An 11044-nucleotide genomic window follows, 5' to 3' on the forward strand; every position below is an offset into this window, starting at 1 on the left:
CCGCAAGGGCTCCGCTCAGCAGGCCTTGACCGCAACCATATCAACGGAAAAAAACAGGAACGGATTCTACACCTGAGCGGCCCGGATCAGGGGGCTGGGTCAACACCTTAGATGAAGCTGCCTTTGGCGCTGCAACAGATGTTCAGCCCAAGTTCACATCATACTCTGACCCGGCCAGTCAGTGGACGGCAGCTCGCAAAGGCCCCGCATTCTTTGCCTATTCGGACAACTATCTCATCGACACCGATCATGGCGTCATCTTGGATGTCGAAGCGACGAGATCGATCCGACAGGCCGAAGTTGGGTCGACCAAAACCATGCTCACCAGGGTCAGGAAGAGGTTCGATCTGCATCCGGAACGGCTGATCGCCGACACGGCCTACGGCTCTGGCCCGATGCTCGGCTGGCTGGTGGACCGCAATATCGCGCCCCACATCCCAGTTATCGACAAAGCTGGTCGTACCGACGGCACATGGTCCCGTGCGGACTTCGAATGGGATGCCGAGAATAACCAATACATCTGCCCGGAGGGCGAAGCATTGAAGCAGTTCCGCCGCAATTACTCCGATCCCAATCGCGGCCCCACGGGCAAAGGGGTCGCCAAATACCAGGCGCTCAAGCATACCTGCCAGGCGTGCCCGTCCAAACCCAAATGCTGTCCCAAGGCAGACTGCCGAAAGATCACCCGTGAAGAACATGAAGACGCGCGTGATGTTGCGCGCGCCATCCGCAAAACATACCAATACAAGGTCTCTGCGAAGCTCCGAAAGAAGGTCGAGATGCTCTTTGCGCACCTCAAACGCATACTCGGGCTGGGACGGCTCCGACTACGAGGCCCATGCGGCGCAAAGGACGAATTCCTCCTCGCCGCTACCGCCCAGAACCTCCGAAAACTCGCGAAGATCTTTCCTGCGCCGCAGCAACCGCGCCAAGCCTGATGAGAAGGGTGCTCGCGCGCAGTTCATGCCACCACTTTCTGCGCCCGCAACACGTTGTTTTTCCACAGAATGGGCGGAAAGCGGAAGTTCGCGGTGCTGCAAAAACAGACGGCTTGGGCAGCAGTCTGGCCAACTGACGCGCCCGGTTTGCTGGGTTCGTGTGGGATCGCCTAACGCGCCGCTTTGGCCTCTCGGCTTGGCGAGGCCAACTGCGTGACCAAAGCGCTGCGCGAAAACCGGATCGGGGTGCGCAGCCCCTCAATCTGTTCGGGCGCGATGCGCATCTTCCGTGCCTGGATTTGGGGGTCTTCAAGGGCCTCGGCCACGGTATTGATCGGCCCGCCAGGAACGCCTTTTTCGGCCAGAACGTCGATCAATTCCGATTTCCCGAACCGTTTGGTGTGTTCGGACAGGATCGCGCAGAGCGTCTCTCGGTTTTCCACCCGTGACGGATTGGTGGCATAGCGGGGGTCTGTCGCCAGCCCATCCAGCGCCAGCACATCGCAAAGGGATGCAAACTGGCGGTCATTGCCGCAAGCGATGATCAAATGCCCGTCACGCGCCGGAAACACCTGATAGGGCACGATATTGGGATGCGCATTGCCAAGCCGTGTCGGCTCGGCCCCGCCCAAGAGGTAATTGGCGGCCTGATTGGCAAGCACCCCGACACCGCAATCCAGAAGCGCCAGATCCACATGCTGCCCAAGGCCCGACCTGGCGCGCTCGGCCAAGGCCGCCTGAATGCCGATCACACCATAAAGCCCGGTGAAGATGTCGATCCAGGCCACCCCGATCTTCTGCGGCTCACCCGCAGGATCGCCGGTGAGGTCCATGATCCCGCACATGCCCTGGATCAGGAAATCATAGCCCGGCTGCTTGGCGCGCGGCCCGTCCTGACCAAAGCCGGTGACAGAGGCATAGACCAGACCCGGATTGAGCGCCGAGAGTGTCGGATAATCGAGATCAAACTTCTCCAGCCCGCCGACCTTGAAATTCTCGACCAGCACATCGGCTTCGGAGATCAGGGCTTTGACCCGCGCCAAATCCTTCGGATCGGAGAAATCGCAGGTGATCGAGCGCTTTCCCCGGTTGGTCGCATGGAAATAGGCGGCCACGGTTTCGGTCCCGCCCTCCGGCAAGAGGCGCTCGATAAAGGGCGGGCCCCAACGGCGCGTATCGTCGCCTTCGGGCGCTTCGACCTTGATGACCTCGGCCCCCAGATCCGCAAGTGTTTGCCCGATCCACGGGCCCGCCAGGATGCGGGCCAGTTCGACCACTTTCAGCCCTGTGAGCGGGGCTTCCCCCTGTGCCGCGCCCTCCATCTCAGGCGAAGGCCTGCAGATCGGTAATGGCACGGCCCAGGATCAGCGCATGCACATCATGGGTGCCTTCATAAGTGTTCACCGTCTCCAGGTTCGCCGCGTGGCGCATCACATGGTACTCGACCATGATCCCATTGCCGCCATGCATATCCCGGGCCTGCCGCGCGATCTCCAAAGCCTTGCCGCAATTGTTGCGTTTGATCAGGCTGATCATTTCAGGCGCGAACCGTCCTTCGTCGAGCAATCGTCCGACGCGCAGGGCGGCCTGCAATCCCAAGGTGATCTCCGTTTCCATATCCGCCAGCTTCTTCTGGTAGAGCTGTGTCGCCGCCAGAGGCCGGTTGAACTGGATTCGATCCAACCCGTATTGCCGCGCGCGGTGAAAACAGTCTTCCGCCGCGCCCATGACTCCCCAGGAGATGCCGTAGCGCGCCCGGTTGAGGCACCCGAACGGCCCGCCCATGCCCTGGACATTCGGCAGGATCGCATCCTCGCCCAGCTCGACATTGTCCATCACGATTTCCCCGGTGACCGAGGCCCGAAGCGACAGCTTGCCGCCGATCTTGGGGGCGCTGAGGCCCGGCATACCCTTCTCAAGGATGAACCCGCGGACCTTGCCGTCATGGGCCCCTGACTTGGCCCAGACAACGAAGACATCGGCAATCGGGCTGTTGGAAATCCACATCTTGGATCCGGTCAGGCGATAGCCGCCTTCAGTCTTCACAGCGCGCGTTTTCATGCCGCCGGGGTCGGAGCCAGCATCGGGTTCAGTCAGGCCGAAACAGCCGATCCATTCGCCCGAGGCGAGTTTGGGCAGATATTTCTGCCTCTGCTCCTCGGAGCCGTAGGCATGGATCGGATACATCACCAGCGAGCTTTGTACCGACATCATCGACCGATAGCCGCTGTCGACGCGCTCAATCTCGCGCGCGACAATACCGTAGGACACATAGGACGCCCCCACCCCGCCGTATTCCTCGGGGATGGTAACACCCAGCACGCCGCTATCGCCCATCTCTCGGAAAATGTCGGGCTCGACCGTCTCATTGAGATAGGCGTCTTCGACACGGGGCACCAAGCGATCCGACACGAACGCCTGCGCGGCATCGCGGATCATGCGCTCTTCTTCCGTTAACTGGTCCTCCAGCAAGAACGGGTCTGCCCAGTTGAATGCCATGCCTTTATGCGAGGTGGATGCCATGGGTGGGCCTTTCTGGTCTCGTGTGTTCATTCACTTTCGCTCTGATAGCGGGAAGGATTACTTGCGAAAAACGCGATTTCTGAATAAATACATGCAAAAGACGAATGGATATGTGGCAACGTCGTTTCCTCCCCTCTATCGGGTCGCTGCTGGCCTTTGACGCCGTGATGCGCCAGGGCGGCGTCACAGCGGCGGCGGCCGAACTGCACTTGACCCAAAGCACTGTCAGCCGGCTGATCATTGGGCTGGAGGAGACCCTCGGCGTCCCGCTTTTCGTCCGCGAACGTAGGCGCCTGGTCCCGACAGAAGCGGCACAGAGTTACCATCGGGAGATCGCCCGCGCCCTGGACATCGTGCAGCGCTCCAGCATGTCGGTCCTGACCAATCCCGACGGCGGCACGATCTCGCTCGCGGTTCTGCCGACCTTTGCGACCCGCTGGCTCGGGCCGCGTCTCGGGCGGTTCCTAAACGATCATCCGGGCGTGTCCGTGAACATGTCGACGCGCATTGCACCGGTGGATTTCAGCGCCGAAGCCTTCGATGCCGCTATCGCCCACGGCGTCACGCGACGCGACGGGTTCCACGGGCTGAAGCTGCTTGAGGAAACCGTCACCGCCTGCGCCGCCCCCGGTTACGCGGAAGCCAACGCGCTGACCTCGCTCAGCGCGGTTTCCGAGCATCCACGCCTGCAACTCGAATCGCGCCCCGACGCTTGGGCGGATTGGTATGCCGCCCACGGTGGTGTCGCGCCATTGGGGGGCGGGATGGTGATGGATCAGTTCTCAATGATGATCCAGGCGGCGATTTCAGGCCTTGGGATCGCGCTTCTGCCGGACTATCTTGCTCGGATCGAAATTGCCGGTGGACGGCTGGCTCCGATCCTGACCCAGGCGGTTCCGGTTCGCGATGCCTATTGGTTGGTCTGGCCTCCGTCGAAAGAGGGGCATCCGCCATTGCGCGCTCTGCGCGACTGGCTGTCCGGACAACAGGAGATCCGGGCCGCATCAGAGCCGTCTGCGGCGCCCTAAGACAGGAACAGTTTGACACCAGCGTCTTGGCTCGTATATTGTTTGCATACAAATGAAAAATGGCCCAGCAACCCTGCCAACTGCTAGGCCAAAGCAAGGAAGATCCGGATGACCGAAGCCGCGCGCGCAAAACCCGAGAAAATCCGTTGTGATGCCTGCCCGGTCCTTTGCTATATCGCCGACGGCCGTTCGGGTGCCTGCGACCGCTATGCCAACCATGGCGGAGAGCTAGTGCGCCTCGACCCGCTGACCATCATCGAGAACAGCATCGAAAACGGTGCCAAAGCTGTGCCCTTCATGAAAAACACCGATGGCAATGATTGGGATGGCGATATCGTCCAGGCCAATCGCCCCTTCATCACCGCCGTGGGGGCCGGCACCACCTATCCCGATTATAAACCCGCCCCCTTCATCGTCAGCCAATCGGTCGAAGACGCCGATATGGTCACCGTCGTGACCGAGGGCATTTTCAGCTATTGCGGCGTGAAGGTGAAGATCGACACCGACCGTTTCATCGGCCATGAACGCGAGATCGTTCGCTGCCAGGGCGAGCCCGTCGGTCATGTGATGACCAGCGAATACGGCTCAAAGATGCTGTCGCTTGGGGGGGTGGAGCACCTGACGGGCGGCACCAAGAAAGAGGGCCGCGTCACCTGTGAAGCGTTGCTGAAGCTTTGCAATTGCGAGGCAGTCGGGCTTGAGATCGACAATGGTGCCACCATCATCGTACAGGCCGGCAAAGCCCCGATCATCAACGGGGTCGAGGAAAAGCTGATGCGGGTCGGTTGCGGGTCCGCCGCCATCGGGATGTTCGCCTCGCAATGGGCGCAACATGTGGATGAGGTCGTGGTGGTCGATGACCATATCACCGGGGTTCTGTCTGAACACCAGGCGGGCAAGATGCTGAACGTGCCGCCCACGGGCATCCGCGTGAATGGGCGTCGCTCAACCCCCGGCCGCTACTTCCAGGTGGCCGAGCCGGGAACCGGGTGGGGCGGGACGGATGTGGATGATCCGCTCTCGATCCTGAAGCCCGCCGATGACAAGGTCGCCTGGCAAGGGCTGCGGCTGCTGATGGTCTCCACCACCGGCGAGCAATACGCCTATTATGAACTGGACGAGAACCTTGAGCCGCAACCCGTTCCGCTGCCCGCCGCGCTTCGGGTCAGCGTCGACCGAGTTGCAGAGAATTGCGAGCCATCTATGTGTTCCGTCCTCTTCATGGGCGGCGCTGGCGGGTCGCTGCGTGCGGGCGTGACGGAAAACCCGGTGAAGCTGACCAACTCGGTCAAGGACTCGCTGACCTATGTCTCCTGCGGCGGCGCGCAGTCTTATGTCTGGCCGGGCGGCGGCATCACGGTGATGGCGAATGTGCTCGATATGCCGTCCAACTCCTTCGGCTACGTCCCGACGCCGGCTCTGGTGGCGCCCATCGAGTTCACCATGCGCCTGTCCGACTATCTGGCACTTGGCGGCCATGCAGACAGTGTGCGCCCCATTGAAAGCGTCATTGATGACGATGTGCGCCGGGTTGGACAGATCGACCCAGATGCCGACCCGGTGGCGAAACGGAACTACCGTTGGGGCGCCCGGGATTGACGCGGCGATGCAATGGCCGGTTGCCGCATATCTCGACGGGGGCCGCAGGTTGCATCTGCAACATGGGCCGATCGACCTGATCCTCGGTGTGGAAGACGCCGAGGGCGCGGTTGTGCAACCCTCCTTTGATGCGGCCATTGCGCGGTTTCAGGATGTACTGGCGACGCTTGCCGGTGAGTTGCCGCTGTTGCGCAGGGCGCTGGACCTGACAAGTCCGCAGCCAGAAGGCCCCGTTGCCCGCCGGATGGCCCGCGCCGCCATGCCTTTTGCCGATAGACATTTTCTGTCGCCGATGATCTGCGTGGCAGGCTCGGTCGCTGATGAGATGCTCACGGCCATGCGCGCCGCCGCCCCGCTGCACCGCGCCTATGTCAACAATGGCGGTGACATTGCGATCTGGCTGGCGGAGGGTGGGCAGTATTCCGTCGCCGTTTCCAGCCAGACCGGCCACCGGCTTGGCACCCTGCGCTTCGGATTCGACAGCGGCATTGGCGGCATCGCCACCAGCGGCAGCGGCGGGCGAAGCCTGTCACTTGGCATCGCCGATAGCGTGACGGTTCTGGCCGCGTCTGCTGCCACCGCCGATACTGCAGCGACACTGATTGCCAATGCTGTTGACATCCCGGACCATCCCGGCATCCGGCGCGAAGCCGCGCGCAGCTTGCAGCCTGAAAGTGACCTCGGCGACCGGCTGGTGGTCACCCATGTGCCGCCGCTGGCCCAGGGCGAGATCAAGACCGCGCTGGCCGCGGGCCATGCGCTGGCAGAAGACATGGCCGCAGCGGGCCAGATCCTTGGCGCTGCGCTCTTCTTACAGGGCCAGGCCGAGATCGCTGGCGCAGCCTTTCATGATACATTGAAACTTCGGGAGAATGCGGATGTCTGAACTCAAGGTCCGAAAACGCGCGCTGGTCGTCGAGGAGATCTTTCACGAAGGCGGGCCGACCGTCGACACCCCCTTGCTGCGCGGTGCCGCACTGGCGGTGATCACCAATCCGTTCGCCGGGCGGTATGAACCCGACATTCAGTGGTTCATGGAAGATCTGCGACCGCTCGGGCTGGACATGGCACAGAAACTGGCCGCCGCGCTCGGCGGCGCAGACAAGGTCGAAGGCTATGGCAAAGCCTCGTTGGTCGGCACCGAAGGGGAGCTTGAACATGGCGCGCTTTGGCATGCGCCCGGCGGATACGCGATGCGCGAGGTGTTGGACGGCACCAAAGCGATCGTGCCATCCACCAAGAAGCTCGGCGGTGTCGGGGCCCGGATCGATGTGCCGGTGACCCATATCAACGCTTCCTATGTCCGCAGCCATTTCGACTCGATGGAGGTCGGGCTGAACGATGCACCGCGCCGCGATGAGATGCTGGTGGCGCTGGTCATGACAACGGGCCCGCGTGTGCATTCCCGGTCAGGCGGGCTGGAGGCGGCCGATATCAAAGGCGAGGATGGACTGAAATGAAGGCAAAGATCCGGAAGCTCTGCACCTGGGTAGAGGAAACCCATAGCGAAATCGGCCGCGATATCGCGCCGCCCACCCGAAAGGCCGTGGTCGCAGCGGTCATCGAAAACCCCTATGCAGGTCAGTATGTCGAAGACCTGTCCCCCTTGATGGAGGTTGGGGCGGAACTGGGTGGTCTGTTGGGCGAGCGCGCAGTGGCCGCCCTTGGCATCACGCCCGAGCAGGCGGAAAGCTATGGCAAGGCCGCCATGGTTGGCGAGGATGGAGAGTTGGAGCACGCGGCGGCGCTTCTCCACCCCAGGATGGGGGCGCCTTTGCGCAAGGCGGTCGAAAAAGGGGCGGCCTTGGTCCCGTCATCGAAAAAGCGGGGCGGACCGGGTCAGGATCTGGACGTGCCGCTTGGCCATAAGGATGCGGCCTATGTCCGGTCGCATTTCGACGGCGTCGAGGTCCGGTTGAACGATGCGCCCCGCCGCGCCGAGATCCTCGTGGCCATTGCTGTCACCGATAGCGGCCGCCCCCTGCCACGGGTCGGCGGCCTGACCCATGAGGAGGCCGAGGGCAAAGACGGCCTGCGCTAGGGCGCGACCCAAAGAGTGCCGCGGATGAGATCACGCGGCCCCCGCCCTCTCCCCTGACGGAAACGCGCTTCGGCGCGGGCATCGTATGGCGTCTGCGGTCTTTTTCCCGACCGCCGCCACTTGACCATCCTGCCTCATCTCTATATTGTTAGTATACAAATGAAAAGGAACGCCCATGACCTACGTGGTCACCGACAGTTGCATCAACTGCAAATTCACTGATTGCGTCGAGGTCTGCCCGGTCGACTGTTTCTATGAGGGCGAGAACTTCCTGGTCATCCATCCCGATGAATGCATCGACTGCGGCGTGTGTGAGCCTGAATGCCCCGAAGATGCGATCCGCGCCGATACCGAATCGGACATGGAGGACTGGGTGAAGCTGAACGGCAGACTTGCCGAGATCTGGCCCAATATCAGCGAACGCAAAGAGCCAATGGAAGATCACGAGGCTTGGTCCGGCAAGCCTGACAAGCTGCCGCTTCTGTCCGAGGCACCTTCCGAGTGACCTTTCCGAAATCAAAAGGATCAACGACATGACCGAGATGCGCCCAATCGTTCAAGGGACCCCATCCGAATTTGCCATTCCCGCCGGTGTCTTCGCCGAAACGGTCACGTTGGTTGAGCATTACACCGACCGCCTGTTCAGATTCCGCATCACGCGGCCCGCGAGCTTCCGGTTCCGATCCGGCGAGTTCGTGATGATCGGCCTGCCCAATGCGGAAAAGCCCGTTTACCGCGCCTATTCGGTCGCCAGCCCGTCTTGGGATGAGGAGCTTGAGTTTTATTCGATCAAAGTCCCCGACGGCCCGCTGACCGAGCATCTTCAGAAGATCGAAGTGGGCGATACGATCCTGATGCGCAAGAAACCCACGGGCACGCTGGTCAATGACGCGCTCTTGCCTGGCAAGCGGCTTTACATGTTCTCGACCGGCACCGGGATCGCACCTTTCGCCTCGTTGATCCGCGACCCTGAGACCTATGAGAAATTCGATGAGGTCATCCTGACCCATACCTGCCGCGAAAATGCCGAGCTGACATACGGGATCGAGCTGGTAAAGAGCTGCCTTGAAGACCCGCTGGTCGGCGAGTTCGCCGCCGGTCGGTTGCGCCACTACACCAGTTGCACACGCGAAGACTATCCGTTCATGGGGCGCATCACCGACCTGATGGCAAATGGCAAGCTCTTCAAGGATCTGGGCGTACCTCCGATCACGCCCGACGACGATCGCGGCATGATTTGCGGCTCGATGGCGATGCTTCGGGACACCAAATCCGCGCTCGAAGGCTTCGGGCTGGTCGAAGGGGCAAACAACAAGCCAGCAACCTTTGTTGTTGAGCGGGCCTTCGTGGATTGAGTGCCGGGAGGTGCGCAGATGTCAGCAGAGATTCACAAGAACCTCATCGGTGGCGACTGGGTCGAGGGCCCTGATTACACGGTGAACTCTAGTCCCTCCGATGTGTCGGACGTCCTCGGTCACTACGCGGCGGCGACCGTGGATCAGGCCCGGGACGCGATTGCGGCGGCGAAGGCGGCGCTGCCCGACTGGCGCGCTGCAGGCCCTCAGGTCCGGGCCGATTGTCTTGATCGTGCAGGGACCGCGCTTTTGGCCCGGGTGGAAGAATTGGGCTGGGTTCTTGCGCGGGAAGAAGGTAAGACCTTGGCCGAAGCCATTGCGGAAGCAACGCGCGCGGGGCAGATCTTCAGATTTTTTGCAGGTGAAGCGCTGCGCCTGACCGGCGACGCGGTGGACTCGGTCCGCCCCGGCGTGGATGTGAGCGTCGAACGGGAGCCTGTCGGCGTCGTCGGCCTTATCACACCTTGGAACTTTCCCATCGCCATACCGGCTTGGAAGACCGCCCCCGCGCTTGCCTATGGCAACACGGTGGTCCTGAAGCCCGCCAACCTGACCCCGGGTTCGGCGCATCTGATGGCCACGATCCTGCACGAGGCTGGCATCCCACCGGGGGTGTTCAACCTGGTCATGGGGTCTGGCGGAACGGTGGGCGATGTCATGTTGGAGCATGATCAAATCGATGCCGTATCCTTCACCGGCTCTGTCCCCGTTGGCCGCCGCATCGCGGTGAACGCCGCACGGGGCTTGAAGAAGCTGCAACTGGAGATGGGCGGTAAGAATCCGATGGTTGTGATGGAGGATGCCGATCTCGACCTTGCGGTCTCTGCCTGCGTGAATGGCGCGTTCTTTTCCACCGGCCAGCGCTGCACAGCCTCATCCCGGCTGATCGTGCATGACAAGATCTACGACGCCTTCGTAGAGCGCCTGGTCGCGGCTGCGCAATCCTTGGTGGTCGGTGACGCGCTCGACCCGGACACGCAGATGGGTCCCGTGGCCTCGGGCGCGCAGTTGAATGCCAACCTGAGCTACGTCGAACTCGCCAAGGCGGAAGGCGCCGAGGTGATCGGCGGCGAGCGGCTGGAGCGTGATACGGCCGGGTATTATCAACACCCGGCCGTTTTTTTGAACGCCACCAACGACATGCGCAGCAGCCGGGAGGAAATCTTCGGCCCCTGCGCCAGCGTGATCCGGGCGGATGATTTTGACCATGCGCTTCATCTGGCCAATGACACGGAGTTTGGCCTTTCCTCCGGCATCTGCACCCAGAAGCTGCGCTATGCCCGCGCGTTTCGGCGCAGGTCACAGGCCGGGATGGTGATGGTCAATCTGCCGACGGCGGGCGTGGATTACCATGTGCCGTTCGGGGGGCGCAAAGGCTCCTCCCACGGATCGCGGGAACAGGGGCGCTATGCGGCTGAGTTCTATACAACCGTAAAGACCGTCTACACTTTTGCGGGCTAAGGCCACTTGATTACAGACAAAGGAGAACCGTGCATATGAAGGTCTTGGTGCCTGTTAAGCGCGTGATTGACTATAACGTGAAGGTCCGGGTGAAAGCGG

The 11044-nt window shown here is 61.8% G+C and carries 10 protein-coding genes and 1 pseudogene; 9 read left to right on the top strand and 2 right to left on the bottom strand.

Annotation, left to right across the window (positions count from 1 at the left end; genetic code table 11):
• Nucleotides 1–95 precede the first annotated feature (95 nt).
• Nucleotides 96–938, top strand: a pseudogene (locus GTF44_RS21235) (transposase); the annotation flags it as partial.
• 170 nt (nt 939–1108) lie between these two features.
• Here GTF44_RS21235 and GTF44_RS21240 read toward each other — a convergent pair.
• Both GTF44_RS21240 and GTF44_RS21245 read right to left on the bottom strand, forming a co-directional pair.
• Nucleotides 1109–2260, bottom strand: a complete 1152-nt coding sequence (locus GTF44_RS21240; RefSeq protein WP_171563300.1) for a CaiB/BaiF CoA-transferase family protein — start codon at nt 2258–2260, stop codon at nt 1109–1111.
• A 1-nt stretch (nt 2261) separates the two neighbouring features.
• Complete coding sequence (locus GTF44_RS21245) at nt 2262–3461, bottom strand: acyl-CoA dehydrogenase (RefSeq protein ID WP_171563314.1); 1200 nt, start codon at nt 3459–3461, stop codon at nt 2262–2264.
• A 110-nt stretch (nt 3462–3571) separates the two neighbouring features.
• On the opposite strand from GTF44_RS21245, the gene GTF44_RS21250 reads away from it, so the two are divergent.
• From GTF44_RS21250 to GTF44_RS21285, 8 genes are all read left to right on the top strand, one after another.
• Nucleotides 3572–4489, top strand: a complete 918-nt coding sequence (locus GTF44_RS21250; RefSeq protein WP_171563302.1) for a LysR family transcriptional regulator — start codon at nt 3572–3574, stop codon at nt 4487–4489.
• Nucleotides 4490–4597: 108 nt separating this feature from the next.
• On the top strand, nt 4598–6088 hold the full coding sequence (locus tag GTF44_RS21255; protein ID WP_171563304.1) for a 6-hydroxynicotinate reductase: 1491 nt from the start codon (nt 4598–4600) through the stop codon (nt 6086–6088).
• Between the two features lie 7 nt (nt 6089–6095).
• Nucleotides 6096–6974, top strand: coding sequence for a UPF0280 family protein (locus GTF44_RS21260; protein WP_171563306.1), 879 nt, complete (start codon nt 6096–6098; stop codon nt 6972–6974).
• Nucleotides 6967–7548 carry an amino acid synthesis family protein gene (locus tag GTF44_RS21265; RefSeq protein WP_171563308.1) on the top strand — a complete coding sequence of 194 codons (582 nt, stop codon included), beginning with the start codon at nt 6967–6969 and terminating at the stop codon, nt 7546–7548. Before GTF44_RS21260 ends, GTF44_RS21265 begins: the two co-directional genes overlap by 8 nt.
• A complete protein-coding gene (locus GTF44_RS21270) occupies nt 7545–8129 on the top strand; it encodes an amino acid synthesis family protein (protein WP_171563310.1) in 585 nt (194 codons plus the stop codon). Before GTF44_RS21265 ends, GTF44_RS21270 begins: the two co-directional genes overlap by 4 nt.
• Nucleotides 8130–8304: 175 nt before the next feature.
• Nucleotides 8305–8634: a ferredoxin FdxA gene (gene fdxA / locus GTF44_RS21275; RefSeq protein WP_171563311.1), complete on the top strand. Its 330-nt coding sequence runs from the start codon at nt 8305–8307 to the stop codon at nt 8632–8634.
• Nucleotides 8635–8671: 37 nt separating this feature from the next.
• Nucleotides 8672–9484: a ferredoxin--NADP reductase gene (locus GTF44_RS21280; RefSeq protein WP_253261403.1), complete on the top strand. Its 813-nt coding sequence runs from the start codon at nt 8672–8674 to the stop codon at nt 9482–9484.
• An 18-nt stretch (nt 9485–9502) separates the two neighbouring features.
• Nucleotides 9503–10945: an aldehyde dehydrogenase family protein gene (locus tag GTF44_RS21285; protein ID WP_171563313.1), complete on the top strand. Its 1443-nt coding sequence runs from the start codon at nt 9503–9505 to the stop codon at nt 10943–10945.
• Nucleotides 10946–11044 lie beyond the last annotated feature (99 nt).

It is taken from the genome of Roseobacter sp. HKCCD6576-2 (assembly GCF_013179285.1).
Classification (GTDB): Bacteria; Pseudomonadota; Alphaproteobacteria; order Rhodobacterales; family Rhodobacteraceae; genus Rhodophyticola; species Rhodophyticola oceani.

What these genes read in the sequence shown, in the direction of transcription:
- GTF44_RS21240 (WP_171563300.1), bottom strand. Translation starts at nt 2,260, where the DNA reads ATGGAGGGCGCGGCACAGGGGGAAGCCCCGCTCACAGGGCTGAAAGTG.
- GTF44_RS21245 (WP_171563314.1), bottom strand. Translation starts at nt 3,461, where the DNA reads ATGGCATCCACCTCGCATAAAGGCATGGCATTCAACTGGGCAGACCCG.
- GTF44_RS21285 (WP_171563313.1), top strand. Translation starts at nt 9,503, where the DNA reads ATGTCAGCAGAGATTCACAAGAACCTCATCGGTGGCGACTGGGTCGAG.
- GTF44_RS21250 (WP_171563302.1), top strand. Translation starts at nt 3,572, where the DNA reads ATGTGGCAACGTCGTTTCCTCCCCTCTATCGGGTCGCTGCTGGCCTTT.
- GTF44_RS21280 (WP_253261403.1), top strand. Translation starts at nt 8,672, where the DNA reads ATGCGCCCAATCGTTCAAGGGACCCCATCCGAATTTGCCATTCCCGCC.
- GTF44_RS21265 (WP_171563308.1), top strand. Translation starts at nt 6,967, where the DNA reads ATGTCTGAACTCAAGGTCCGAAAACGCGCGCTGGTCGTCGAGGAGATC.
- GTF44_RS21270 (WP_171563310.1), top strand. Translation starts at nt 7,545, where the DNA reads ATGAAGGCAAAGATCCGGAAGCTCTGCACCTGGGTAGAGGAAACCCAT.
- fdxA (WP_171563311.1), top strand. Translation starts at nt 8,305, where the DNA reads ATGACCTACGTGGTCACCGACAGTTGCATCAACTGCAAATTCACTGAT.
- GTF44_RS21260 (WP_171563306.1), top strand. Translation starts at nt 6,096, where the DNA reads ATGCAATGGCCGGTTGCCGCATATCTCGACGGGGGCCGCAGGTTGCAT.
- GTF44_RS21255 (WP_171563304.1), top strand. Translation starts at nt 4,598, where the DNA reads ATGACCGAAGCCGCGCGCGCAAAACCCGAGAAAATCCGTTGTGATGCC.